This window comes from Holdemania massiliensis (genome assembly GCF_022440805.1).
GTDB lineage: Bacteria > Bacillota_I > Bacilli_A > Erysipelotrichales > Erysipelotrichaceae > Holdemania > Holdemania massiliensis_A.
This window is the reverse complement of sequence record NZ_JAKNTK010000001.1, coordinates 983,158-1,008,553: the sequence shown is the minus strand read 5'-3', so window position 1 is coordinate 1,008,553 and position 25,396 is coordinate 983,158. Positions and strand designations below refer to the sequence as shown.

General features: G+C 50.7%; 22 protein-coding genes. 3 read left to right on the top strand and 19 right to left on the bottom strand.

What is annotated here, in order from left to right:
- Positions 1–16: 16 nt before the first annotated feature.
- Positions 17–934 (bottom strand): transglutaminase domain-containing protein, encoded by a 918-nt coding sequence (locus MCG46_RS04525; RefSeq protein WP_240278052.1) that lies wholly within the window; start codon positions 932–934, stop codon positions 17–19.
- A gap of 103 nt (positions 935–1,037) precedes the next feature.
- On the opposite strand from MCG46_RS04525, the gene MCG46_RS04520 reads away from it, so the two are divergent.
- Positions 1,038–1,484 (top strand): hypothetical protein, encoded by a 447-nt coding sequence (locus tag MCG46_RS04520; protein ID WP_240278050.1) that lies wholly within the window; start codon positions 1,038–1,040, stop codon positions 1,482–1,484.
- A gap of 150 nt (positions 1,485–1,634) precedes the next feature.
- Here the strand turns inward: MCG46_RS04520 and secA are convergent, their stop codons facing one another.
- The 12 genes from secA to MCG46_RS04460 form a co-directional block, all read right to left on the bottom strand.
- Positions 1,635–3,974, bottom strand: a complete 2,340-nt coding sequence (gene secA, locus MCG46_RS04515; RefSeq protein ID WP_240278048.1) for a preprotein translocase subunit SecA — start codon at positions 3,972–3,974, stop codon at positions 1,635–1,637.
- A gap of 36 nt (positions 3,975–4,010) precedes the next feature.
- Positions 4,011–4,352 (bottom strand): hypothetical protein, encoded by a 342-nt coding sequence (locus tag MCG46_RS04510; RefSeq protein WP_240278046.1) that lies wholly within the window; start codon positions 4,350–4,352, stop codon positions 4,011–4,013.
- A gap of 90 nt (positions 4,353–4,442) precedes the next feature.
- Positions 4,443–5,189 (bottom strand): PHP domain-containing protein, encoded by a 747-nt coding sequence (locus tag MCG46_RS04505; protein ID WP_240278044.1) that lies wholly within the window; start codon positions 5,187–5,189, stop codon positions 4,443–4,445.
- A 67-nt stretch (positions 5,190–5,256) separates the two neighbouring features.
- A complete protein-coding gene (gene pulA, locus MCG46_RS04500) occupies positions 5,257–7,386 on the bottom strand; it encodes a type I pullulanase (protein WP_240278042.1) in 2,130 nt (709 codons plus the stop codon).
- Between the two features lie 161 nt (positions 7,387–7,547).
- The gene (locus MCG46_RS04495; RefSeq protein ID WP_240278035.1) at positions 7,548–9,956 is read right to left on the bottom strand and encodes a glycogen/starch/alpha-glucan phosphorylase; all 2,409 of its coding nucleotides are present in this window, start codon (positions 9,954–9,956) and stop codon (positions 7,548–7,550) included.
- 218 nt (positions 9,957–10,174) lie between these two features.
- On the bottom strand, positions 10,175–12,133 hold the full coding sequence (glgB, locus tag MCG46_RS04490) for a 1,4-alpha-glucan branching protein GlgB (RefSeq protein WP_240278033.1): 1,959 nt from the start codon (positions 12,131–12,133) through the stop codon (positions 10,175–10,177).
- Positions 12,134–12,476: 343 nt separating this feature from the next.
- On the bottom strand, positions 12,477–12,965 hold the full coding sequence (locus MCG46_RS04485; protein ID WP_240278031.1) for a nucleotidyltransferase domain-containing protein: 489 nt from the start codon (positions 12,963–12,965) through the stop codon (positions 12,477–12,479).
- Between the two features lie 14 nt (positions 12,966–12,979).
- Positions 12,980–13,522 (bottom strand): GNAT family N-acetyltransferase, encoded by a 543-nt coding sequence (locus MCG46_RS04480; protein WP_240278029.1) that lies wholly within the window; start codon positions 13,520–13,522, stop codon positions 12,980–12,982.
- Between the two features lie 84 nt (positions 13,523–13,606).
- Positions 13,607–13,816 carry a cold-shock protein gene (locus tag MCG46_RS04475; RefSeq protein ID WP_006057580.1) on the bottom strand — a complete coding sequence of 70 codons (210 nt, stop codon included), beginning with the start codon at positions 13,814–13,816 and terminating at the stop codon, positions 13,607–13,609.
- A gap of 439 nt (positions 13,817–14,255) precedes the next feature.
- Positions 14,256–15,860 carry a CTP synthase gene (locus MCG46_RS04470; protein WP_240278027.1) on the bottom strand — a complete coding sequence of 535 codons (1,605 nt, stop codon included), beginning with the start codon at positions 15,858–15,860 and terminating at the stop codon, positions 14,256–14,258.
- Between the two features lie 13 nt (positions 15,861–15,873).
- Positions 15,874–16,416 carry an ANTAR domain-containing protein gene (locus MCG46_RS04465; protein WP_240278026.1) on the bottom strand — a complete coding sequence of 181 codons (543 nt, stop codon included), beginning with the start codon at positions 16,414–16,416 and terminating at the stop codon, positions 15,874–15,876.
- Positions 16,391–16,585: a hypothetical protein gene (locus MCG46_RS04460; protein WP_240278024.1), complete on the bottom strand. Its 195-nt coding sequence runs from the start codon at positions 16,583–16,585 to the stop codon at positions 16,391–16,393. Before MCG46_RS04460 ends, MCG46_RS04465 begins: the two co-directional genes overlap by 26 nt.
- Positions 16,586–16,997: 412 nt before the next feature.
- Between MCG46_RS04460 and MCG46_RS04455 the strand changes: the two genes are divergently transcribed.
- Both MCG46_RS04455 and MCG46_RS04450 read left to right on the top strand, forming a co-directional pair.
- Entirely contained in the window at positions 16,998–18,029 is a 1,032-nt protein-coding gene (locus MCG46_RS04455; RefSeq protein ID WP_275890950.1) for a glycosyltransferase family 4 protein, read from the top strand.
- A 30-nt stretch (positions 18,030–18,059) separates the two neighbouring features.
- Entirely contained in the window at positions 18,060–19,232 is a 1,173-nt protein-coding gene (locus MCG46_RS04450; RefSeq protein ID WP_240278022.1) for an MGDG synthase family glycosyltransferase, read from the top strand.
- A 173-nt stretch (positions 19,233–19,405) separates the two neighbouring features.
- On the opposite strand, the gene MCG46_RS04445 is transcribed toward MCG46_RS04450, so the two are convergent.
- From MCG46_RS04445 to MCG46_RS04420, 6 genes are all read right to left on the bottom strand, one after another.
- Positions 19,406–21,100, bottom strand: a complete 1,695-nt coding sequence (locus MCG46_RS04445; RefSeq protein WP_240278021.1) for a phospho-sugar mutase — start codon at positions 21,098–21,100, stop codon at positions 19,406–19,408.
- Between the two features lie 97 nt (positions 21,101–21,197).
- On the bottom strand, positions 21,198–21,464 hold the full coding sequence (locus MCG46_RS04440) for an HPr family phosphocarrier protein (protein WP_006057571.1): 267 nt from the start codon (positions 21,462–21,464) through the stop codon (positions 21,198–21,200).
- A gap of 100 nt (positions 21,465–21,564) precedes the next feature.
- Positions 21,565–22,041: a 23S rRNA (pseudouridine(1915)-N(3))-methyltransferase RlmH gene (rlmH, locus tag MCG46_RS04435; RefSeq protein WP_020224788.1), complete on the bottom strand. Its 477-nt coding sequence runs from the start codon at positions 22,039–22,041 to the stop codon at positions 21,565–21,567.
- Positions 22,038–23,129, bottom strand: a complete 1,092-nt coding sequence (locus MCG46_RS04430; RefSeq protein WP_240278020.1) for a S1C family serine protease — start codon at positions 23,127–23,129, stop codon at positions 22,038–22,040. The genes rlmH and MCG46_RS04430 overlap by 4 nt, the downstream gene beginning before the upstream one ends.
- A complete protein-coding gene (locus MCG46_RS04425) occupies positions 23,065–23,883 on the bottom strand; it encodes an MBL fold metallo-hydrolase (RefSeq protein ID WP_240278019.1) in 819 nt (272 codons plus the stop codon). The genes MCG46_RS04430 and MCG46_RS04425 overlap by 65 nt, the downstream gene beginning before the upstream one ends.
- Positions 23,877–25,385: a M23 family metallopeptidase gene (locus MCG46_RS04420; protein ID WP_240278018.1), complete on the bottom strand. Its 1,509-nt coding sequence runs from the start codon at positions 25,383–25,385 to the stop codon at positions 23,877–23,879. Before MCG46_RS04420 ends, MCG46_RS04425 begins: the two co-directional genes overlap by 7 nt.
- Positions 25,386–25,396 lie beyond the last annotated feature (11 nt).

The window sequence follows — 25,396 nt, the reverse complement described above, 5'->3', positions numbered from 1 at the left end:
CGCCGCAGCGTGGTTTTTAGGAAAAGCAGTATTGGAAGTAAGCTTCATATTCCGCCTGGGATATCGTCGTCGGCGTCGCCGGGTCAAATTCATATTTCTCCCGCAGCTGCAGCGTCGGGGCGTCGATCAGAAAGAAGTCGTACATCACCCGTCCGGGCTGATCCGGCACCGGGTCGTCAAACGTGGCGTCAAGATAGCGCATTTCGCCATCCAGACTGACCAGATTCCAGGCATGATCCATCGTGTTGCTGAAAACCTTGATCGAACCGATCCCGGCCGCTTCCAGAAGCAGATCCATCGCTTCCATGTAGCCGGAACACGTCGCCCTGCCTCTTTCAAACACGCCGGAGGCCCGAAAAGCCAGACTTTGTTTTCGTTCCGCCTCACTCAGCTTCGCCGCCTCCGTATCATATTGGGTGTGCAGCACCAGCCAGTCATGCAGCGTCTGAATGACCTCGCGCTGAGCCTGATTCGGATTGATGAGTTCTGAGACCAGCCGCTGAGCCTGAACCCGGCTGCGCTGCAGCTGCTGCTCATCTTCCATCGTGATCGTAAACTCTGTTCTTCGCGTGCCGTTCATCATCCGGCGCTGACTATACTGAGCTTCAAAGGTGGAAGGTGCAAGCGCCAGGGCATAGATGAAGATTTTATCGAGATCCAGATCCTCATCGGCGATCATGGCGGCTTTGCGCTGACCCGAGCGAACGAGATTGCCGATCAGCAGCCCGGCTTCCATTTCACTGCTCACAACATAACAGCCCTCGCTGACATCGCAGCTGATCTTCTCGAATTCCTGCTGCGGCCGGTACAGCGACTCGCTGAACGTCACGATCTCTCGTTTGCCGCCCAGCAGATCCGGCAGCTTCAGCGAAGTTTGGGAACAGGCTGACAGCCCTAAGCTCAAAACTAACAAAATTGCGAATCGTTTTTTCATAACCCTGTCCCCTTTCTTTTATCAGTATACCACGTCCGGCGGATTTCTTTCTTTCGTTTCCCCTTCTTTTTTTGTATAATGAGAACGCAAAGGAGGCGCATCTATGCTTCAAAGAACCATGTCATTAAAAGAAATGATGGATTATCGTCCGTTGGAGGATGATTTTATGCAATGTCCGGAAACCGTAACCGGATTCATGCGGCTGTGCATCGTGGCGCCGAACCGGGAAAAAGCTTATGATTTCCTGCGGCACATGATGAATCCGCCGTATCGCCAGCTGGCCCTTAACAGCTTTGAGGATTGTCTGAACACGATCCATTACGACTTTGACGGTGCCCAGGCCGCGAAGCCGACATTTATCTTAATGGCGGAATACCGCATAACCACCGATAAGCCGTCGCTGCAGGCGTTAATGGAAGCGGTGATCGAAAGCCGTCCAGACACCGATACCGATATCATCGCCGACTGCTTCATGAAAAGCGATGAGGGCGGCGGCTGTCTGCGGATCTATTCGCATGAAGGAAAAGTTCATGCCGCAATGCTGCAGTAATCCCTGGCGTTACCCAGCTTGAAAGGGAATTGGACTTCCTTCAAAAAAAGCGAACCGATTGGGTTTGTTCTGAGTGATCTGCCTTTGATGAGGTCATCGTTCAGAACGCCAAAGCTCCGTTCGCTTTTTTTATTTCATTTTTTAGGGAAATTACTCCGTTGGCGCTGGTTCTTCCCGCTTTTGTATGTGCAGCAGTGTCAGAACAGCCTGATCGGTAATGTTGGCCATCATGTTGGTAAACCGCTCAAAGCCTTCCTGACGATAGGCATCTTCCGGTTTAATCTGAGCATAGGAGCGCAGATAGATGCCCTCGCGCAGCCGATTCATCGAATCGACGTGATCATTCCACTGATGATCGATCACCGATAACAGAATCATCTTTTCCAGCTGAGCGATCTGCAGCGGCGCTTCCGCTTTTTTGCGCTGATGCTGCTTCTGGAATTCTTCTGTCAGAAGCGTCTTCAATGTCTTCTCATCCTTCGCTTGTTCCAGTTCAGGCCGGATCTCATCCAATAGCCAGGTCTTCTCGGCTTCCTGCAGGATAGCGTCTGCTTGTGCTGGATTAGCGTGTTTGGCGCGCAGCAGGGAAGCTGCCAGACTGGCCGCCGCCTGATCCATCAGGGAAGCCACCAGTTCGCTCAAGTCCTGCTGCATTAAAATCTGATCCCGCTGCCCAAAGATAATCCGGCGCTGTTCCATCAAAACGTCATCATATTCCAATACGCGTTTGCGGGAATCGTAATGCAGATCCTCCGCCCGTTTCTGAATCAAGTCGATGGTTCTGCGCAGCTTTTCCGCCGGGAGTTTATCCTCGCAGAATTTCGCTATGCTTTCCTTCTGCAAATCCGAAGCATACTGGATGATGAAATCATCCTGCATCGACACATAGAAACGCGAAAAGCCCGGATCGCCCTGACGGCCGGCACGGCCGCGCAGCTGATTGTCAATGCGCTTGGATTCATGCCGTTCCGTTCCCAAAACCGCCAGACCGCCCAGTTCAACGACACCCTCGCCCAGCTTGATATCGGTACCGCGGCCGGCCATGTTCGTCGCGATCGTCACAGCGCCCCGTTGCCCTGCCCGAGCGATGATCTCCGCTTCCTGGGCATGGTTTTTCGCGTTCAGAACGGGATGCGGAATTTTTTTCTGGCTTAAGCGCTGCGATAAAATTTCGCTGATCTCCACCGAAGGCGTGCCGACCAGAACCGGCTGGCCTTGGGCATGCAGACGGACGACTTCGTCAACGATCGCATCGTATTTCTCGCCTTTGGTTTTATACACTGCGTCTGGATAGTCGAGCCGAGCGATCGGTTTATTGGTTGGCACGACGATCGTGCGCATGTTATAGATGCTTAAAAATTCCTGTTCTTCTGTTTTCGCCGTTCCGGTCATGCCGGCCAGCTTGTCATACAGGCGGAAGAAGTTCTGATACGTGATCGTCGCCAGGGTTTTGGTTTCCTGCTTGATGCCGACCCCTTCCTTAGCCTGGATTGCCTGATGCAGACCATCGGAGAACTCCCGGCCTTCCATCTTCCGGCCGGTAAACTGATCCACGATGATGACCTCGCCGTCTTCCACGACATATTCGACGTCCCGCATCATGATGTAGTTGGCTTTCAGTGCCTGCTGAATATAATGCACCAAATCGGCATGGCTGTGATCGTAAAGATGGGCAACCTTGAAGAACCGTTCGGCATGAACGATGCCCTTTTCCGTCAGATAGACCTGCCGTTCCTGAGGATCAACTTCAACCTCGTCCTGGCGCAGCGCCTTGACAAACTGATCGGCCATTAAATACTGCTTATCCAGCATTTCCCCAGCGCCGGAAATGATCAGCGGTGTCCGGGCTTCATCGACCAGCACCGAGTCGACTTCATCGACCAATGCGAAATGCAGTCCGCGCAGCACTCGGCTTTCCAGATTCATGACCATGTTGTCCCGCAGATAATCAAAGCCTAGTTCGGAATTGGTCGTATAGGTAATATCGCAGGCAAACGCCGCCCGTTTCTGCACGGAAGTCAGCGTGCGGTCGTTGCAGCCGACCGTCAAACCCAGAAAGCGATAGATCTGTCCCATCCATTCCGCGTCACGGTGAGCCAAATATGGGTTCACCGTGACAACATGCACACCCTGACCAGCCAGAGCGTTGAGATAGACGGGCAAAATCGAGGTCAGCGTCTTGCCTTCCCCGGTTTTCATTTCCGCAATATCGCCCTGATGCAAAAGAATGCCGCCGATCAGCTGGACGGGATACGGACGTTCGCCGATCACCCGTTCCGCCGCCTCGCGGGCTGTGGCAAAGGCTTCCGGAAGCAGATCATCGAGGCTCTCGCCCTGACTTAAACGATTTCGGAACTGTTCGGTCTTGGCCTGCAGATCAGTGTCGGACAGCGCCTTATATGCGCTGCCCAGAGCTTCAATTTTTTTCGCCAGCTTTTCCGCTTTGGCCAATTGACGGCCATCGGGACTGAGTGATTGTAAAAAATTCATATTTTTCCTCCTGTATATTTCAATGCTTCATTCAAATCAAAGCTGAAAAGGAGGAGCCAGGCGTCCGACAGGCACAGCCAGAACTTTCGGTTTCGCAACCTGCGCGCACAGCTGTACGGTTAAGCGCTGATCAAAAAAACTTGCCGGCAGATCCACCCGCGGCGGCTGAGCCTTGCCCAGAGCCAGATCTGTGGAAAAAACGGCAGTCTTCTTTTTATTCAGACCTTCTGCCAGCTGCAGCTGGGCTTCTTTCTCCGTCTGTGCCTCATTCTGCACCGTTAACTGGGCAGGCAAAAGCAGCGGCGGCACCAGCAGCAGGCCGCAGGATAAAAGCAGGCAGAACGTCAGTGACAGTCCTCGTAATAACCAGGAAATCATCGTCAGTGCCTCCTTCCCTGCGCATTGTGAGTTTCAATATCCGTATAATCATACACTGTTTGGACCGCTTTGGCAATCCTGAGGACTATTTCACTTCACCGTCAGCTTCGGCGTGATCTCAATGCCCCACGCGGCAGCCATTTGTTCCGCCTGATGGACAGCGTCATCCACCAGACAGCGCGGATCATGGGCATCCGAGCTGATGATTGTGGTCAGCTTGTATTTTTTGCTTAACATCCAAATTTCACGATTCGGATAGCCGGTCGGCCGGCGCAGGCCGTTCGCATTGATCTCCACGGCGACTTTGAGCCTTTCACATTCCGCAAAAATCCGATCCATGCATTCCATCACCAGCGGCGTCGGCCGGTCATAGTTGACCAGAATGACATCCGGATGGGCAAGCAGCTGAAAAAAACCGGTGTTCAGCGCCGCGATGACATCCGCGGTGTATTGGCGGGTTTCCGCATCCCGATCCTGCATCGCGAAGTAGTCATAGCGATGATCGGCGCTTTCATGCTGGCCCAGAATCCACAGCGGCACGTCGTGATGATCGCGCAGCTGCACGAAGCGCTCCATAGCTTCGGGAAAATACTCGCATTCAAAGGCTTTAAACAGTTCAATTTGCGTCCCATAGCGCTCGATGACCGCATCGGCTTCCGCCAGATACGCCGGCATATCGCTCCAGGGCATCCGCGGCCCCATCGGCATTTCGCTGGCCACATGCTCGCACACCGCCATGCTCTGCAAGCCGCAGCGCAGACCTTCCTTCACATAATCTTCTAAGTTTCCCCGGCCATGACGGCACCAGTGGGAATGAGAATGAACATTGCTGATCATAAAATCCTCCTTGCGAAGTCATCGCTTCGCTCATTTAACAGAAAAAGCACGGTTGCCCGCGCTTGTTTTATTTGACGAGTACGACCATCGTAATCGGATTGACCGCCAGATTGCGGACCATCACCGGCGTGGTCAATAAGCCGGCTTCGTTGAAAATCAGCTGATAATCTTCTTCCAGCTCAACATACTGAACCGCATTGGACGGATTGAAGAACACCTTGATCGTCTGATAGCCGCCATACGCCTGCACATCATTGAGCTGATACAGAAGCATCTGCCCTTCCGTGACCTCAAAATGCACATGTTCCTCGATTTCCGCAGCGCTGGCAAAGCGGAATGCCCGGATCAGCCGGCGCAGCCGCACGCAGTCGCGGGTAAACTCAACGACCTCCTCATGCCGGTTTTTGCGTTCCCAATCGACCTGGTTAATGTTGTCGGGAGCATTGTACGTATTATGATGTCCGTATTTTGTCCGGCAGAATTCCTGCCCGCTCTGCAGAAACGGCACGCCCTGAGCGACCAGCGTCACTGCGATCATCAGCTTCTGCCGCTTAACGCGCAGCTCACGCACTTCATCTTTGCAGCAGTCCTTCATCTTATCCCAGCCCGTCGCATTGTCGTGGCATTCAATATAGTTGATGCTCTGCGTCGGCTGTTGGTAAATCTTATACATTTCCTTATTCAGCGTATTGGCGCACAAGGCCGACATCATATCATGCGCCTGATATAAATTGCCGGTCGCATAGCCTTTCGCCTGAACGTCAAATTCAGACGTTTTGCCTTTGACAACATCGCGGAAGTAATCGTTGAAATGCGCGACCTCCGGCATTTTCGCATTGTTGCGCTGGCAGGCCTTCAGATCATCGTTCAGCGCGGTCGGCAGATCCCAGCCCTCGCCATAAACCATCAGCTCGGGTTTCAGCCGGCGGCCTTCCTTGACGACACAGTTCATCGTATCGACATCATGCACGCCCATTAAATCGAAGCGGAAGCCGTCGACATCATAAACTTCAATCCAGCGGCAGACAATGTCCACGATATATTTGCGCACCATCCGTTTGATAGAATCGGTATCGTTGCCGCAGAAGGATCCGTTGGACAGAAAGCCGGAAGGGGTAGTCCGGAAATAATAGTGAGGAACGCATTGATCAAACGCTGAAAACTGAATATCGTAGTGATGGTTGAACACAACGTCCAGATTCACCCGCAGTCCATGCGCATGCAGCGTCGCAATCAGCTGCTTCAGCTCACGCACCCGGCAGCGCGGATCGTTGGGATCACTGGCATAGCTGCCCTCCGGACAGCCGTATTGGAGCGGATCATAGCCCCAATTATAAAACAGCTCCGGATGTTCCTCATCGACTGTCGCAAAATCCGCAACCGGAAGCAGCTGCACATGCGTCACGCCTAACGAAGTCAGATAATCCAGTCCCGTCGGTTTTCCCGCTAAGGCGGTTCCCGTTTCACACAGTGAACGATACTGGCTGTGCGTCGTGGTTCCGCATTCCTTCTGATGGGTAAAGTCGCGCACGCTCACTTCATAAATCACCGCATCGGTATAGCGAGCAAACGGCGGCAGCGCGGATTGAGGCATTTCCGTCATCCGCTTCCAATTGACCAATCCGCTGCGGCGGCCGTTGGCTGTCGAGGACAACGCATACGGATCAGGACTGCAGTGGATTTCCCCATTGACCTTGACCTGATAGAGATACGTTCCGCCATCCCAATCACCCGCAGCTTCCGTCCGCCAAACGCCTTTGTCCCCACGCGTCATCGCCAACAGCACCTGTTTCTCCCCTAAACGCAGATCCAGCTGTACTTCATTCGCAGTCGGCGCCCACAGCACAAACCGCGTCTGAGTTTCCTCACAAAACGCTCCCAATTCACCCGTATAAGCAAAATCTTCATCAAAACGGGAAGTTTGGACAATCCGGCGGAATTGCAGCACGGCCCGATGACCATGTTCCTCCACGATTTCCACGGCTTCCCCCATCCGGATATCGGCCGGGCCAGTCAACGTATATCGGGTATAGCTCTCATGCGATTCCAGTTCACGGATCTGACAGGCCGTCACTTCTCCCTGCGTCCGTTCCAGATAAAACCGATCGCTTTTCCCGTTGTAAAACCGCTGTGACAAATACACTACAATTTTTCCATAATCGTCCAGAAAAGCTTCCATGCTTGTATTTTCTTTCATTTGTTCCCTCTTTTCTGCTGCTGTCTTTTTCACATTCTCAAAATTCGCCTGTTCTTCTATTATAATGGACAAGCCGCACTCTCAACAAGCATTTCCCACTTACTTTTTCAAGAAAGACCAAAGAAAATCCCGCATCGTTTGAAAAATGCGGGATGTTTTGCTTATTTATCGTCGATCCGTACCGGAGAAATATGCCAAATCTCCTCGGCGTACTGCTGAATTGTACGGTCAGAACTGAAATATCCGGATTTGGCAATGTTGATCAGACAAGCCTTCGCCCATTGTCCCCGATCGGCATACCGGCGCTGAATTTCTTCATGGGCAGCCGTATAGCTGGCAAAGTCGGCCAGTAAGAGATACTCGTCGTTCTTATACATCAGCTCATCGAAAATCAACTTGAACTCGTCGTGATCCTCTGCCCAGGTTCCGTCAACCAACGAATCCACGGCTTTCTTAATCCGTTCATCCTCGTTGTAGTAATCCCAGGCATTGTAGTTCTTCTTCAGCTCGGTTACCTGATCGACAGTCAAGCCGAAGATCACATCGTTGTCACGGCCGACGCGTTCATCAATTTCAACGTTGGCTCCATCCAGCGTTCCCAGCGTCATCGCGCCGTTCATCATGAACTTCATGTTGCCGGTGCCGCTGGCTTCCTTGCCGGCTGTGGAAATCTGTTCGGAAACATCCGCCGCATTCATCAGCACTTCCGCAATTGAAACGCTGTAATTCGGGATAAATACCACTTTCAGCATTGAATTGACCGCCGGATCGTTGTTGATCACCTCGCCCAGACTGTTGATCAGCTTGATTACCTTCTTGGCGAAATAATAGGCCGGAGCGGCTTTGGCCGCGAAGATAAAGGTCGTCGGCGTGATCGTAAACGACGGATCTTCCTTCATCCGCTGATAGAGATAGATGATATGCAGGGCGTTGAGCAGCTGCCGCTTATAGGCATGCAGACGCTTGGCCTGAACATCGTAAATTGAATTCGGATCGATTTCAACCCCACAGCGTTCCTTGACCAGTTTCGCCAGGATTTCCTTGCGCTGATGCTTGATTTCCATAAACTGATTCTGAATTGCCGGATCATCCACATAATCCATCAGCTTTTCGATCTCATTGAGGTCATACTCAAAGCCTTCGCCGATCAGCTCGTCAAGCATCTTCCGCAGCTGCGGGTTGGAGTAAAGCAGCCAGCGGCGATGGGTGATGCCGTTGGTCTTGTTGTTAAACTTATCCGGATACAGCCGGACAAAGTCATGGAATAAGTCATTGATCAGAATATCGGTATGCAGCTGAGCGACACCGTTGACACTGTGCGAGCCGACGACCGCCAGCGACGCCATGTGCACCTGATCATCCTTCAAAATCGCAACGCGGTAAGCCATATCGCGTTCATATGGGAACTTCTCAGCGACTTCCTTTAAGAAGCGGCGGTTGATTTCCTCAATAATCATATAAATTCTTGGAAGCAGACGCTGAACAAAGGCAATCGGCCATTTTTCCAGCGCTTCCGACAGAATCGTATGATTGGTATAAGCCATGACGGTCGTAGTGATTTCCCAGGCATGATCCCAATCATAGTGATATTCATCCATCAAGACCCGCATCAGTTCCGGAATCGCCAATACCGGATGGGTATCATTGAGCTGGATCGCAATCTTTTCGCCCAGGTTATCCAGCGTCGGATAGACGCGCAGATGCGAGCGGATAATCGATTTGACGCCCGCGGAAACAAAGAAATACTGCTGCTTTAAGCGCAGGATTTTGCCGTCATCCGTGGAATCATCCGGGTACACATTCAGACAGATTTCCTGCAGCTCCTGCAAGTACAGACGGAAATCCTTGTTGGTCGGGATGATGTCGGAAGCCTCGGCCGACCACAGCCGCAGCGTGTTGGTTTCCTTGGTGCCATGACCGACGACCGGCATGTCATACGGTACGGCCCGGATATGTTCGGCATCGACATGCTCGAAAATCAGTTCACCGTTTTCATCCTTGCGCATCTCAACATGTCCCCAGAACTTCACATCCACCGCGCTTTTCGGCTTGCGGACTTCCCAGACATTGCCCAATGTCAGCCACTGATCCGGAACTTCCACCTGATAGCCGTTTTCAATCTTCTGACGGAACAGACCGTATTGATAACGGATGCAGTTGCCGTTGCCCGGCAGCTGCAGCGAAGCCAGCGAATCCAGGAAGCAGGCTGCCAGACGGCCTAAGCCGCCGTTGCCCAAACCGGCATCGGACTCCAGGTCTTCCAGCTCGTTAATGTCGATATCCAAATCCTGCAGGCCGTCGCGAACAAGCTCATAAATGCCTAAATTCATCAGATTATTGGTTAAAAGCCGGCCGATCAAGAACTCCATCGAGAAGTAATACATCTGCTTGGCTTCCTCTGCCGCAATCTTCTCTTTCGTTTCTTTCCAATGGATGCCCGCAAAATCACGAACCATCTCGCCCAGCACCATAAATCGTTCTGTCGGATGGGACTGTTCGACAGAGCGTCCGTAATTTTCCTCGATCCGTTTGGTGAATTCTTCTACGAATTCCTGTTTGTTATTGAACATAAAATTCCTCCCGCGTGTATTTTACCAGTTTTTCCCTAAAACGCAATCGCTTCCTGTTAATAAAAGCGGTTACTTCCTCATTTTTACCTAATTCAGCGTTACTATTCGTTTTTTTCCTTAATCCTGATTCCTGTTTAATCGAACTTTTTTCAAGAAAAGGGCCCCTGCAGCGAATTTTCCCCAATACGACCGTGTGCTGCAGGGGCGCTTCTTAATCCCTAATCCACTTGCTTACGGACGGCAGTTTTCTTCTTTTTCACCGCTTTGGCTTCCGGTAGCGCCTGCGGCTTTTCCGCCGGTTCGCTCTTAGTTTTTCCGGTTTTCTTCGGCGCTTTCTTCTTTGCGGTCTTCTTGCAGATAAGCAGGATGCCCGCAAACGGTGCGACGCGGATATCCAGCGACTGTTCAAAATGATGAGCCGGCACGGTTTCTGTCGCTACCGGTTTGAAGTTGCACATGTTGCAGCCCTCATAAATATCTTTTTCCGTATTGAGCAGTTCACTGTAAGCACCCGCCTGCGGTACGCCGATGCGGAAATGTTCATAGGACGCCGGCGTCATGTTGAGAACGACGACCATGATGTTCTGTTCATCTTCGCGATAGTAGCTGTACACGCTCTGATCGCCGTTGTCCGCGTCGATCCAGCGGAAATACTGATGATCATAATCATAACGGCTCAGCGCCCGGTGGTGCGAGTAAATCCGGCTGATATCCTGGAAATACCGCGCAAAGGCCGCATGCCGGGAATAGCCTAACAGGAACCAGTCCATTTCCCGGGCTTCATCCCATTCGCGGAACATCCCGATCTCATTGCCCATAAAGTTCAGCTTTTTGCCCGGATGGGTGAACTGATAGAGATAGAGATTTTTAGCCTGGGCAAATTTCTGATCATAGCTGCCCCACATCTTATCGACAATCGTATGCTTGCCATGCACGACCTCATCATGGCTTAACGGCAGGATGAACCGCTCAGAATAGAAATACGCCATGGAGAAGGTCAGCTCGTTGTGATGATATTTACGGTAGATCGGATCGCGGCCGTAATATTTCAGCGTATCGTTCATCCAGCCCAGATCCCACTTATAATCAAAGCCCAGTCCCAGCTCCAGCGTCGACTTGGTGACTTTCGGATAATCCGAGGAATCCTCCGCGATCAGCATCACTTCCGGATATTTCTTCGACAGGTAATAGTTCTGACGGCGGATAAACGCGAGCGCGCCCTCATTGGTGCCGCGGTTCTTGTTTCCGCCCCAGTAGATGATGTTGCTGACGGCGTCGATGCGGATGCCGTCGATATGGTACAGATCGCACCAGAACGAAGCCGACGACATTAAGAAGCTGCGGACTTCCTCTTTCCACAGATCGAAATTCATCGTTCCCCATTCACTGTGCGCGTCATTGACGCTTGGATACTCATACAAAGCTTCCCCATCGAAATACCGCAGACCATGGCTGTCCTTGACAAAATGCACCGGAACCATATCGAGAATCACCCCGATATGCTGACGATGGCATTCGTTGATGAATTCCATCAGATCCTTGCATTGCCCATAGCGGGAAGTACAGCTGAAATAGCCGCTGGCCTGATAACCCCAGCTGCCGTCAAACGGATGTTCATTCAGCGGCATCAGTTCAATGTGCGTAAAGCCGTGTTCCTTGACATACGGAATCAGCTCTTTCGTCAGTTCACGATAGCTCAGCCAATATGGCCCGTTCTTTTTCCAGCTGCCGGCATGCACTTCATAAATGTTCAGCGGTTCTGCGAAGTTCTTGGACCGCTCGCCCAGCCAGATTTGATCCTTCCATTGGAAGCCTTTTAAATTCACGATCACCGAAGCGCTGTTCGGCCGCATTTCACTGTAAAACGCATACGGATCGGACTTATCGAAAACATTCCCGGCTGAATCCTCAATCCGGTATTTATACAGCTGTCCTTCCTTCAAATCAGGAATAAACAGGCTCCAGATGCCCTGATCTTCCGGCAGGCGTTCCATCTTGGCATTTTCGCCGTTCCAGCCGTTAAAATCGCCGACGACCTGAACGCTGCGCGCATGCGGCGCATAGACCGTAAAACGCACACCGTTGACGCGCTCATAGGTGAAATGAGCGCCGAAAAGCTCGTAAGCATCAATGCAGTGCCCCTGGTGAAAACTTTCAATGAGTGTTGTCTGATTCATGGATTTCCTCCTGTTTCTCTCTCTTTCTTTTATGCCGAAAACCGCTGAACATGTCTATTCCTTCCAGCGTTTTTTCCAGCATCATGATCTCCATTCCTCCAGATTTCAATTCAAAAGAGAGCGGCTTCCGCCTTGTTCTATCTACTATCATATTACAACATTGACTCCCACAGTTCAATCTTTTCTTGTCATCTTTTGTAAGCCCTTTCTTAAAGAGCACTCTGAATTGAAGCCTGTCTTCAGCGGTGAATGTTGAATAAAATGAATCAGGAAATAATTACCTTCGCGGATAAAACAGGCACTTCGGACTAGCCTGGAAAATTGAAGCTGACTGAAATTCGGCTCATTGAGTGGGAATTGATTTTCTACTGCTTCGGACCCTTCGCAGAATTTCGGCTTTTTCAGTCCGGCCCATCAGTGTGTAGTATTGTTCCCAACAGGTCAGGGAATGCAGCGGAATAATTTCTCCTTCCAGCTGAATGTAGTCTTCTATTTCTTCCGGTTTCAAGGGAAAGGCATAAGCGTGTCCTTCACTTTCGATCACCAAGCCGCCGATGATGTCAATCTCGGCCCCGTCAACCGTCCATTCCATAAAGCAGCGGGAATGAAACTGCGCTGAGGAAGTTGCTGAATGCAAAGTACCGATTTTTGCCAATAAGTTTCTGACCTGTTTTTCAGCGTGTTCATCAATCATTAAATCCAAATCGTGAAAATCGGAAACGATTCCTTTCAGGTACAGCAGCGCGGAACCGCCCACAGCCCACAAAATTTCTTCTTCGTTCAGCAGCCTGGCTATACGAGCTAAAACCTGCAGCTTCGCTTCTTTTGTCATGATGTCCGCACCGCTCAATCCATGCGCAGATATAACCTGCGGAAAAAAGCGGGATAGATCCGCTGATAGAGCTCCGCAATTCGTTTACGTTTCTGCTTCGGATCCAAGCTGGCTGCTAGATCCAGCGTCAGCACGGCATAATCAACATGGTAGAGATGAAGCTGAATATCCGTCAGCTGCGCTCCGGCCCGCAGGTAAAAGGCAATCCGTTTCTGCGCCTGTTCCGTCTTGGCCGCTTCCGCTTCGATCACAATCATTTCCTTTTGGGCAAACAAAATTTTCAGTTCATTCAAAAACTGCGTCCCCTGTCCCTGCGCGCGATAAGCTTTCAAAATCGCGAAATAATCCAGAAGCAGACATTGCTGGCGGACATCCTGTTCGAGGACGGCATAGCCGATCAGCTTGTCTTGTTGGTAATAGCCCAAACACAACGCGATTTCTTTACGCTTCTGAGCGAGAATCCGGTTCAGCGGCTTCAGCTCATCGCTGGGAAAATCCTGCTTCATCGCCTGGTTGTAGATCGCTTTCATCGTTGCTTCACTTAACGGTTTAATCATACATGCTCCTTCATCGAATCAGATAAGGCTTATAAACTGGAAAAAATAAAAGAGGCCGATAGGCCTCAAAGCAGATTGGTTTGATTAAAGAACGGTAACGTTGACTGCGCGAGTCTTGCCGCTTCTTTCGTCGTTTTCAACGTCGTAAGAAACTTTCTGTCCTTCTTCCAGGGACTTGTAGCCGCTTCCGTTGATGCCAGAGAAATGAACGAAGATATCACCCTGTCCGTTGTCGTCAGAGATAAATCCATAGCCCTTCTCAGCGTTAAACCATTTTACTTTTCCAGTATTCATTATGAAATACCCTCCTTATTGAATTTAGAACTTAATGGGTCAATAAGCTAAAACGCGCTTGAAATCACCTCTTGAAGCATGATCTCACAGCGCGTTATCATATCATCCAACGGTCTAAATCTGTTAATATTATATGCTCAAACAAAAAAGTTGTCAACTACTTCCAGACATCGTTTATGCCAAATTTCAAACCCACGGCCGCCTCGGCTCAGCGCTCATCCGAGGTAAGAAATAACCTTGCCTAAATGATCGCAATTGAGCTGAAATACAGGCGCCTTTCCTGCTTAATTTTAGGGTTCTGCCCGCTTCCTATCGCATAGCGTTAGCGGATAAATCAAAGCCTGCTGCAAAGCATAGATCAACCAAGCCAAACTTCAAAATCAAACAAAAAGAATGAAGCTGACAGCTTGCTGAGGCCTGTCTGCTTCATCCTGTTTTTCTATATGTGATTTTTTTGTTTCAAGGCCGCCGCGATCAGGCCGACAAACAACAAATGCGCCTTATTGGGCCGGCTTTTGAATTCCGGATGATACTGCACCGCAACAAAATACGGATGATCCTTCAGTTCAATCGCTTCGACCAGCTGTCCATCCGGCGAGGTTCCGCTGATCCGCATTCCCTTGGCCTCAAATTCATCGCGGTAGGCATTGTTGAATTCATAGCGATGGCGGTGACGTTCCTGGATTTGCTGAAGGCCGTAGATGGAAGCCAGCCGTGATCCAGGCTGAATGACGCAGGGATAAGCTCCCAGGCGCATGGTTCCGCCCTTTTCAATCTCATCGGATTGATCGGCCATAAAGTCAATGACCTTATGCGGACTGGCCGGATCAAATTCCCGCGAATGCGCATCGGCATAACCTAGGGCATGACGGGCGAATTCAATCGCTGCCGTCTGCATCCCCAGACAGATGCCTAAATATGGAATTCCTTGCTTACGGGCATAATGCGCCGCCGCAATCTTACCTTCAATTCCCCGGTCTCCGAAGCCGCCGGGAACTAAAATTCCATCACATTCCCCAAGTATCGCTTCCGCCGTTTCTTCCGTCACGGTTTCCGCTTCAATCCAGCGAATATCCACATCAGTGCCGTTGGCATATCCGCCATGCCGCAGTGCTTCAGCGACCGACAGATAGGCATCACGCAGCTTCACATATTTGCCGACCAGACCGATCGTCACCTGACCTTGGCTTTGACGGATCCCCTCCAGCATGTTGTTCCATTCCGTTAAATCACAATCAGCGCAGTCCAGCTGCAGCAGTTCGCATACCTTGTCTGACAGATGCTGCTCCTGCAGCATGATCGGCGCTTCATACAATACCGGAACGGTGCGGTTTTCAATTACGCAGTCCGGCTGCACATTGCAGAACAAGCTGATCTTTTCTTTTAAAGAGGCCGGCAGCGGCTGATCACAGCGGCAGACAATGATGTCCGGCGTGATCCCATTCGCCCGCAGTTCACGGACAGAATGCTGCGTAGGTTTTGATTTCAGCTCCCCGCTGCCCTCAATATACGGAATCAGGGTCACGTGCATGAACAGACAGTTTTCCTTTTTGACTTCCAGTGAAATCTGACGGATGGCTTCGATGAATGGCTGGCTTTCAATATCGCCGATCGTGCCGCCGATTTCCGTAATCACGACGTCAGCGTTGGACGATTCGCCTACTGAATAGATAAACTTTTTAATTTCATTGGTAATGTGCGGAATCACCTGCACGGTTTCGCCCAGGTACTCACCTCGGCGTTCCTTATTCAGGACATTCCAGTAAACCTTGCCGGTTGTCAGATTGGAAAAACGGTTCAGGTCTTCATCAATAAAGCGTTCATAGTGCCCTAAGTCCAGATCGGTTTCCGCGCCGTCTTCGGTTACGAACACCTCTCCATGCTGATAGGGACTCATCGTTCCCGGATCCACATTGATATACGGATCCAGCTTTTGGGAGGCTACCTTCAATCCCCGACTTTTTAAGAGCCGTCCTAAGGAAGCAGCGGTAATTCCCTTGCCCAAACCGGACACAACTCCGCCCGTGACAAATATATATTTCATATTCTTTTTCTCCTCATTCCTGTTGATATGTTTTTATAACCTGCAGCGCGGCTTCGCAGCGGCTGATCCGCTGATTCATCGCCATTTTTTCCAAAGTATGATGAGCCTCATCCTCACTCATGCCGCTTTCGATTAAAACACGCTTGGCCTGAGCGATTTGCCGGATCTGTTCAGCCAAGTTTTTCAATTTCGGGCTTCGCTGCAGCAATTCCGGCGCCTGCTCGCTGATCTGCTTTAAAACACCGTCAAGCCGCAGCGGGCGGAGACAAACGATCACATTGCGTGCAGAAAGCTCCGCATTCGGCTTCTTAGAAACCCAAAACAAAAAGTATGTATCGGGGAATTCCGCGGCCATCTCAGCCAGCTGATTCAGGGCCGTTTCCTCTTGGGATGGGATATCTACCAAGACCAGCTCCGCTCCTGCCTGGTTTAATTGGACACAGGCTGCCGAAAGCGTGCTGACCTGTTGGGACAACTGCCAGCCGCAGCGATGAATCAGACTGATTAAACGAGCTTGAGCGCTCAGCGCATTATTCACTAATAAGACTCTCAGCATTTGCTTTCGCCTGTCTTTCCTCTGTTAGTGTGGACATGACGGGCTGGTTCCATTCCCGCGCAAGAGCCCGATTTGTATTTCCATCCGGCAACCCGCAGAAGATCAGACGGTTAAAACGGACATCATGATCCTGATCGATACGGAAGGAAAAACGCTTGTTTTCTTGCATAGGCTTCACCTCATTTTCAACAAAGAAAAAGGGGATATGAAAAGCTGACTTTTCATGAACCCCTTTGTTCAACGGGAATTATTATACAGGACTCAGTTTTTCGTTTCAAGAATTTTTTAAAATTTTTCAGCTGTTCTTCCTTCCAGTTTCAGGAGTGATGGAAGAAAGCACGAACTAGACTTTTCTTCAAAGCAGAAAATCAAAACCTTTTTTGCAAAACAGCTGCGAACTGGATCATTGTGTTGATAAAAGATTACATCCAGAATACTGCGGAACCAGCGGTTCGCGCTTTTCTGTTTTCGGACACCCATGAATTCTCTTGCTGAATCCCGCTTGACAGTTTTGTATTAATGTATTATTGTATTAATCAGATAACACATTAACTGATTTACATTCACATGGGGAGGATGAAATGATGAAAATCTTATTGTATTTTGAAGGCATGAAGTTTATTTCCAAATCCGGCATCGGCAAGGCATTGAGTCATCAGAAAGCGGCGCTGACTTATGAAGGAATTGAATTTACTTTGGATCCCGGCGATGATTTTGACTTAGCTCACATCAATACGATTGGTCCAGGCAGTCTGGCACTGATCCGAAAATGCCGCAGGCTTGGCAAAAAGGTAGTGATCCATGCCCACAGCACTGAGGAAGACTTCCGAAATTCCTTTCTGTTTTCCAATCAGCTGGCTCCGCTGTTTAAAAAACGGCTGATCAAAGTGTACTCCAAGGCGGATCGGATTATCACACCTACCCCTTATTCAAAGAGGCTGATTGAAAGCTACGGTCTTCAGCCGCCGGTACATGCCATCAGCAATGGCATCGATCTAAAGCAGTTCACCTACAGTGAAGAAAAAATCCGACAATTCCGAACCTATTTTGGACTGCGGCCAGATGAAAAAGTCATTCTGTCAGTCGGCTTGTTTTTTGAACGGAAGGGGCTGCTGGATTTCATCGAGGTGGCGCGGCGATTGCCGGAAGTCCGATTCATCTGGTTCGGTCATGTCCCGCTGTATTCAGTGCCCCGGTCTATCCGCAGAATTGTGACTCAGGAACATCCGGACAATGTCCTCTTTCCCGGCTACATCACAGGGCCGGTCCTGGAAGGCGCTTATTGCGGGGCGGATGCTTTCTTTTTTCCAAGCAAGGAAGAAACCGAAGGCATTGTCGTACTGGAAGCGCTGGCCTCCTATCAACAGGTCATCCTGAGGGATATTCCGGTCTTTGATCCCTGGCTGATAGATCAAGTCAATTGTTATAAGGGAAAAAACGTTGATGACTTTGTCCGGCTGGTTCAGGCGGCGGCCGAACACCGGCTGCCGGATCTGCGGGAAGCCGGGCGGAAAACGGCGGAACAAAGAAGCCTGCCGCTCGTTGGCAAACAGCTCCGTCAGGTTTATGAAGCCGCGCTTTATGATGAATCCGAAAAAGAACAATTTGAATAAACGTTATGGAAAGTGAAGGGAGAATATCCAATGAAAGTGCTTATTTTATCCGTTACGGCAGGCTATGGACATCACGCCGCTGCTCGGGCCGTCAGCGATCAGCTCCTTGCCCGCGGCGCTGAGGTGAAAACCATCGATGTCTATCAGGTGCTCAGCCCGGCCGTTAAGCAGACGATTGACAAGGGCTACCGGCTGACCGCCAGGCGAACCCCAGCGCTGTACCGCAAGGTTTATGGATTGGCGGAACATCCGCATTCCGGCTGGATCGACACTTCCAGCATCAATATGATTCAGCTGTTTAATAAACTGAATGCCGCTAAGTTTCAGCGGGTTCTGCGTGATTTCCCAGCGGATCTTCTTCTCTGTACCCACGTCTTTGCGGCACAGTTAGTCAATGAGATGAAGAAGCGCGGCCTTCTGACGATTCCGGCGCTGGGCATCGTTACGGATTACACGCTGCATCCGTATTGGGAGGATGTTCCTCACATTGAATGGATCGTCACGGCCAGCGAACTGCTGAACCTTGCGGCTGTAAAACGCGGTCTTAACCCATCCCGGCTGCTTCCCCTGGGCATTCCGATTCAGGCGAAGTTCAGCCAGCCCCTTAACCGCAAAGAAGCCGCGGCTCTGCTGCGGCTGGATCCTAAGCTGCCAACCGTTTTGATCATGGGCGGCAGTCTGGGCTATGCTGACAGCCGTAAGATCATTCTTCAGCTTGCCCGCAGTCCTCAACCCCTGCAGATTCTGGCTGTCTGCGGACGGAATCAAAAACAGTATAGTCAGCTGATGAAGCTCAAAGCTCAGCTTAAGGACAGCTGTACGCTTTATCCTTATGGTTTCACAGATTATGTAGACATTATGATGAGCGCTGCAGATTGTCTGATCACCAAACCCGGCGGATTAACCGTAACGGAAGCCCTGGCGAAAAAGCTGCCGATGCTGCTGGTCAATCCGCTCCCCGGCCATGAGGAACGCAATGCTGAATTTCTCGTCAACAATGGAGTCGCCGTACGGATTACGCGGACCTTCCCTGTGGATGAGGCGCTCCATTCATTATTTCTAAATCCCCAACGGCTGGACATGATGCGGGCTATGATGCACTCACTCAGCCATCCGGACGCCGCCGAAAAGCTCGCGGATTTTGTGATTGAGCTTGGCTGTCAAACCAGCAGTGAAGCAAAAGAACTGAATGAAGGGGATTAAAATCATCAGCTGACAGTGATGAACAAAAATCAGATCCACTGTGTATGCTGAATCATAGGCTTTTCAAAATGCAAAAAGGCCGTTCGCATGGAACAGCCTTTTTCCTTTTTATTTCAGCATCCAGACAATGCTCAGCCTTTTCGATCGGACCGAAGCCCAATGCAGGACAAGGGTTAAGCAACCAGTTGGGCAATCGCCTTCTGCATGACTTCCGTCTTTGTTTCGGCATCCTCAGCACTGGTTCCCTTAATGCAGTAGTAGAACTTGCATTTCGGCTCTGTGCCGCTTGGCCGAATCGCAATCCAAGAACCATCCGCCAGATAGTATTTCAGGACATTGCTGCGGGAGAATCCTTCCAAAGGCGAGACAGCCCCCTGTTCTTCGCGTGTGGCTTCCTGATAATCCTCAATCGCAGTAACCGCCACCGATCCAATCTGGGTTGGTTTGTCTTGGCGCAGGGTATTCAATATTTCCTGGATCCGTATAGCACCTTCCTGACCTTTTAAGGTCAGCGAGGTCTGGCTTTCCTTGTAATAACCTAGTTCATCATACAGTCCGTTCAGCACATCGACTAACGTCTTGCCCTGGGCCTTATAGAAGCAGGCGGCTTCCGCCAGCATCAGACAGGCCTGCGGCGCATCTTTATCGCGGACAAACGGCTTGATCAGCGAACCATAGCTTTCTTCATAACCGAAAACATAGTTCTTCGCCTGCGTCTTTTCATACTTGGCTACTTTTTCACCGATGAATTTGAAGCCAGTCAGCGTCTTCTCTGTTTCCACACCGTATTTCGATGCGATCTTTTCTCCCAGATCACTGGTTACGATCGTATTGAACATGACAGGATTCTGCGGCATCTGACCTTTGGCTTTCAGCTGCGACAGGATGTATTCAATCAGTACCGAGCCGCTCTGATTGCCGCTGAGCAGAACATACTCGCCCGCATGCAGCACACCGACGCCCATGCGGTCCGCATCCGGATCGCAGACTAAAATGATATCCGCCTGTTTTTCTTCAGCCAGCTTCAAGGCCAGCTCATAAGCACCTTTTTCTTCCGGATTCGGAGTCTTGGTGCAGGAGAAATCCGGATCCGGCGTGCATTGTTCCTCAACCGGCGTAAAATGATATCCAGCGCGCGTAAAGACTTCCCGAACCGGGATGTTGGCCGTACCGTGTTCCGGTGAGAAGACGATTTCAACGTTATCCCGATTGACATCCGGATTCAGCTGAATCGACAGTACGTTTTCATAATAAGCTTCATCGACTTCAGCGCTGATCATGTGGATCAAATTCTGCTGCTCGGAAGTCAGCTGCGGATCAATCGCCAGTTCATCCTCAACGGCATTGACCTGGTCAATAACCTGCTGAGCTAAATCCGGCACGAGCTGACAGCCGGTTTCATCATACAGCTTATAACCATTATATTCCCGCGGATTGTGCGAGGCGGTGATCATGATGCCGCCAAAGCAGTTCAAATACCGAACAGCGAACGACAGCTCCGGCGTTGGCCGCAGCGTTTCAAACACATAACTGGTAATTCCGTGACTCGCTAAGACTGCCGCCGATTCACGGGCGAACTCGCTGGACATGTGACGATTGTCATAACCGATTGCCACGCCCCGCTGCATCGCTTCCTGTCCACAGCCTACAATATATCGGGCAAAGCCTTCATTGGCCTTGCGGATCGTATGAATGTTAATCCGATTCGTGCCTGCTCCAAGCAAGCCGCGCATGCCGGCTGTGCCAAATTCAATGTTCGTATAGAATGCGTCCTGCTTTTCTTTCTCGCTCATACCGGCCAGCTCTTTTTTCAGCTGCGGGTCAATGTGCGGATGATTCAGCCACCGCTGATACAATTCTTCGATCATAGTTTTTCCTCCTCAATGATCCATTTCGACAATGTTTGCGCTTACATAACCCTTGGAAAAAAAAGAAGATGCCGCGCATCTTCTTATTCAATCCAACTTATGCAATTACTTTCTGTGCACGCAGAACTTCTTCGATTGTTGTGATCGCGACTTCTTCGTCTTCGCCTTCACAGGTGACCGTTACTTCGGACTGTGTTGGAATGCCCAAGGACATAACACCCATGATGGATTTCATGTTGACTGAACGTCCTTTATAAGCAACCTTCACTTCGCTCTTAAATTTGCTAGCAGCGTTAACAGCGACCGTTGCCGGACGTGCATGTAAGCCAACTGGATCAATAACCAATACAGAAATCTGTTTCATTTTGTTTTTACCTCCTGCTCTACCTGAATTCATTTTAACTCATTTTTGAACCTGTTACAAGAAGAAAGTGAAGAAACGATAGGGCTTTCAGTCACCGCTTTCATTTGTGGTAAGGTTCATGATTTAAAATCCTGAAACTTCGATAAATTTGTTCAAGAACCAACAAACGGCACAGCTGATGAGGGAAGGTCAGATCTGATAGCTTCCAGCGCAGATCGGCGCGTTGGATCACCTCCGGACTGACGCCCAGCGAACCGCCGATGACAAAGACAAGCTGACTGCCCTGGTAACTGAAAATCTGCTGGAGCTGATCCGCCAGCTGCTCTGAGGTATAGGATTTGCCTTTCAGATCGAGCAGCACCACGATTTCATCGCGGCGGATTTTAGCCAGAATGCGTTCGCCTTCCTTTTGTTTTACCTGTTCATTTTGAGCCGGGGAATTGGATTGGGGGGCTGCGATATCCTCCACTTCCACAATCTCGGTCTTACAATAGGGCTGCAGCCGTTTCAAATACTCCTGAATGCACTGCTGCATTGGTTTTTCTTTGATTCGGCCGACGGCAATCACGCGGATCATTCAATCGTCACGCTCAGCTTTACTTCCTGATTGCTGCGCAAAACAACCAATTCCGCCGGATCGCCGATCGTCTTGCCGTAAAGCAGCTTGCGGAAGGTTTTGTAGCTGTCCACCGGCGAACCGTCGAAGCGGATCAGGATATCGTTGACATGCACCCCGGCTTTTTCAGCCGGACAATCCTCAGCAACTTTGGTGACCAGCAGCCCCTCAGTCTGATCCAGACTGATTCCCATATAGCTTTTCTGATAGCTGGTCAGAGCGCTGACATCCTTGCCGCTGATGCCGACAAACGGACGGTTGACTTTTCCACTGGCCTTGAGCTGTTCCACAATCGTGGTCACCTCATTGATTGGAATTGCGAAACTGATGCCTTCGGTGGAATTGCCCTGCAGCTTCATCGTCGTAATCCCGATCAGCTCGCCGTTCATATTGATCAGCGGACCGCCGCTGTTGCCGGCATTGATCGCCGCATCCGTCTGCAGTACCAGCATATCCCAATCGTCGGTTCCGTCCTTATCCACATCCATTGAAATCGTGCGGTCCTTGGAGGAAATTACGCCGACAGTGACACTGCCGTCCGCCTCGGCGCCCATCGAATGGCCGATCGCCATGACCCACTCGCCTTTTTTGCACAAGGAAGAATCGCCCAGATCAAAGGCTTCCGCACGGAAATCCGGAATCACTTTCAACAAGGCCAAATCAGTATATCCATCCGCACCGACCAGTTCCGCCGGCAGCTGTTCGCCGTTGGCAAACGAAACATGAATGGAACCGCCGGAGGCGATCACATGCTGATTGGTAATAATATAGACCGCGTCGCTGGTCATGCTGTAAATCGTGCCGCTGCCGCTGGCGATCAGATCTTCGCCGGTTTCATCAAGCACCGACACGCCCGTCACCTTCGCTTCGCTGCGCTCTACAATCTTGGTGATATCCGAAGTCACGACTGACACCGGACGCGTCGACTGCTGCGGATCCTGTGTCGGCTGCTGCTGTGATTTCTCTTTTTTTACCTGTCCCAGTTCAACGGTCAGAACTAAGTTCCAGCACACCAACAGGGCGGTAAGCAGAATCAAGCCTTTCTTCATATCGGCATCCTCCCATGAGTATTTCGTACTGTCCCGCGGCTTTCAGCACCAGATCCTGACGGCAGGCGCATTGTTTCAAAGCATCGGCACTGACCTGCCAGGCCAGCTGCGGATTGTTCGCTTCCTCGCTGAGATGCGCCAGAAAGATCGAACGGGTGCGCGGCGTAACCAGACGCGTCAGCAGGTGGGCACAGTCCTCGTTGCACAGATGGCCGCTGTCGGAAAGAATCCGCATTTTGATCGGATACGGCCGCCGGGTCTGCATCAGCATCCCCACATCATGATTGCTTTCCATAACATAATAATCCGCATCGGCAATCAACGGCACGCATTCCTCACGGACATAACCGGTATCGGTAATATAGACCAGCTTCTCCTGTGCCGTTTCCAGCACATAGCCGACAGTATTTTCGGCGTCATGCGACAACGGCAGCGGCGTCACCCTGAGATCGCCTACCTGAAAAGGAGCATAGGGCGCAATCCAGTGCTGATCCGCTCGGTTTTCCAGCTTGAACGCAGCATAGGCCTGCACATCGGAAAACATCTTAAGCTGGCTGGTATGGTCGCGGTGACCATGCGTGACCAACAGCGCTTCTGTATTCTGATAGTCTACACCGATCATGTGAAAACTGCGTGTTAAGTATGTTTTGGTCGTTCCGCAGTCAATCACGATCTGCGTGGCGGCAGTTTTCAACACAAAGCAGTTGCCCTTGGAACCGCTCGCCAACAGATAAAATTCCATCGTTTTTAACATGGCAAGAACCCATCGCATGGATTGCGGCGCCGGCTTCCTTCATAGATGAAGAAATGAACATGCGGACCAGTCGCGCGGCCAGTCATGCCGATCTGACCGATAATCTCACCTTTTTCAACATTCTGTCCAACCTTGTTGAAGGCCGGCCGATTCATATGACCATAATACGTCTTGTAGCCATTGTTGTGGTCAATGATCTGATAGTAGCCGTTAATCGAGCTGTAGCTGGCTTCGACGACGGTGCCGCGGTCAGCCGCATACAAATTGCCGTAACGGTTGTAGGAGTTCTTGATATCAATCGCCTGATGGCCGGCATAACAGCCCCAGCGGCAGGTGATCGACGGATTGTCCACCGGCCAGCGGAACGTTCCAGTTCCAACGCCAGGAATAACCTTGGTGCCCACGCGGGTTTCTTCGCGGATTGGCTGACGCGTGATAATCGAGGACACCAGCGTACCGCCGGTATTTTCACCATTGATCCAGACTTCTTCATAGAAGGCATTGCGGGAACCATTCTGAGCATTGATATCCGTGACATAGGAGCCTTCTTTCATATTCGGATCTTCCTTATAAATCGGATCTTCCGGATAAACTTCTTCCTTCGCTACCCGTTCTTTGGTAACCCGAACGGTAATCGGGGACTGGAAATTGGTCACATTGAGCACCATCCCCGGCTGAATCAGCTGATCCACACTCTCCAGCTGATCGCTGTTGATCGACACAACCTGCTGGGCAGAAAGACCGTTCTTCGTTCCGACACCGTCGATCATATCGCCCTCAACGACGGTGTAATACTTCATTTCCAGATTCGGCTCGGCGCCGTAGCTTAAATAGTGCAGGATTTCCTGCTTGTCTTTGAGGATATTGGAGGAGGATGCACGATCGGTAGTCACAGTCATTTTCTCCAGGACATCAATATTAACTTCCCGGGTTCCGTACGTTTTCAATTCCGGCGTGGATTGTCCCATCCGCACTGTATCCAGCGTTTCTTTGGACACGAAGTTCAGCAGATACTGATCGCGGGCATCATAAAAATCCTGAAGATTTTTAACATAGATCGTCGCATAGACATCGTTTTCATCCGAAAAGTCGATCCGGTTAGTTTCTACAGAAAACAGATCGCCTTCCCGTAAATATGCACAGAGAGCCTCATCAATATTCTCATAACGATAATAGCTCAGCTCCTCGGTGACGATCATATCTTCCCCCAGTTCCAAGCGGGTATTGGGAAAGTCCGTTTCATATACGCTATGGTAAACCTCATCCAGCAGCGCCTCAATCTTCGCATAATCGCTGACAACGCCGACCAGTTTTCCGGCATTGTAGATTTTCTTCACCGTCAGCGGCTGCGCGGAAAGGGTTTCAATCTGCTGCGGAAGCAGGCTTTCTTCCACTTTTCCCTGCGCCTGTACAACCTGATTGGCTCGGGAAAGAGCCGGCCACAGCCCGGCAATCAGCGCGCTTAAAACCAAGGCCGCGGCAATCGGTATCCATTTTTTCATTTCATCCTCCC

Coding starts and splice junctions, on each gene's coding strand:
- rlmH (WP_020224788.1), bottom strand. CDS start 22,041: ATGATCCGCGTGATTGCCGTCGGCCGAATCAAAGAAAAACCAATGCAG.
- pulA (WP_240278042.1), bottom strand. CDS start 7,386: ATGAAAGAAAATACAAGCATGGAAGCTTTTCTGGACGATTATGGAAAA.
- MCG46_RS04445 (WP_240278021.1), bottom strand. CDS start 21,100: ATGATCGAAGAATTGTATCAGCGGTGGCTGAATCATCCGCACATTGAC.
- MCG46_RS04520 (WP_240278050.1), top strand. CDS start 1,038: ATGCTTCAAAGAACCATGTCATTAAAAGAAATGATGGATTATCGTCCG.
- MCG46_RS04525 (WP_240278052.1), bottom strand. CDS start 934: ATGAAAAAACGATTCGCAATTTTGTTAGTTTTGAGCTTAGGGCTGTCA.
- secA (WP_240278048.1), bottom strand. CDS start 3,974: ATGAATTTTTTACAATCACTCAGTCCCGATGGCCGTCAATTGGCCAAA.
- MCG46_RS04505 (WP_240278044.1), bottom strand. CDS start 5,189: ATGATCAGCAATGTTCATTCTCATTCCCACTGGTGCCGTCATGGCCGG.
- MCG46_RS04420 (WP_240278018.1), bottom strand. CDS start 25,385: ATGAAAAAATGGATACCGATTGCCGCGGCCTTGGTTTTAAGCGCGCTG.
- MCG46_RS04460 (WP_240278024.1), bottom strand. CDS start 16,585: ATGCAAGAAAACAAGCGTTTTTCCTTCCGTATCGATCAGGATCATGAT.
- MCG46_RS04475 (WP_006057580.1), bottom strand. CDS start 13,816: ATGAATACTGGAAAAGTAAAATGGTTTAACGCTGAGAAGGGCTATGGA.
- MCG46_RS04455 (WP_275890950.1), top strand. CDS start 16,998: ATGATGAAAATCTTATTGTATTTTGAAGGCATGAAGTTTATTTCCAAA.
- MCG46_RS04480 (WP_240278029.1), bottom strand. CDS start 13,522: ATGATTAAACCGTTAAGTGAAGCAACGATGAAAGCGATCTACAACCAG.
- MCG46_RS04440 (WP_006057571.1), bottom strand. CDS start 21,464: ATGAAACAGATTTCTGTATTGGTTATTGATCCAGTTGGCTTACATGCA.
- MCG46_RS04495 (WP_240278035.1), bottom strand. CDS start 9,956: ATGTTCAATAACAAACAGGAATTCGTAGAAGAATTCACCAAACGGATC.
- MCG46_RS04465 (WP_240278026.1), bottom strand. CDS start 16,416: ATGCTGAGAGTCTTATTAGTGAATAATGCGCTGAGCGCTCAAGCTCGT.
- MCG46_RS04470 (WP_240278027.1), bottom strand. CDS start 15,860: ATGAAATATATATTTGTCACGGGCGGAGTTGTGTCCGGTTTGGGCAAG.
- MCG46_RS04485 (WP_240278031.1), bottom strand. CDS start 12,965: ATGACAAAAGAAGCGAAGCTGCAGGTTTTAGCTCGTATAGCCAGGCTG.
- MCG46_RS04510 (WP_240278046.1), bottom strand. CDS start 4,352: ATGATTTCCTGGTTATTACGAGGACTGTCACTGACGTTCTGCCTGCTT.
- MCG46_RS04425 (WP_240278019.1), bottom strand. CDS start 23,883: ATGTTAAAAACGATGGAATTTTATCTGTTGGCGAGCGGTTCCAAGGGC.
- glgB (WP_240278033.1), bottom strand. CDS start 12,133: ATGAATCAGACAACACTCATTGAAAGTTTTCACCAGGGGCACTGCATT.
- MCG46_RS04450 (WP_240278022.1), top strand. CDS start 18,060: ATGAAAGTGCTTATTTTATCCGTTACGGCAGGCTATGGACATCACGCC.
- MCG46_RS04430 (WP_240278020.1), bottom strand. CDS start 23,129: ATGAAGAAAGGCTTGATTCTGCTTACCGCCCTGTTGGTGTGCTGGAAC.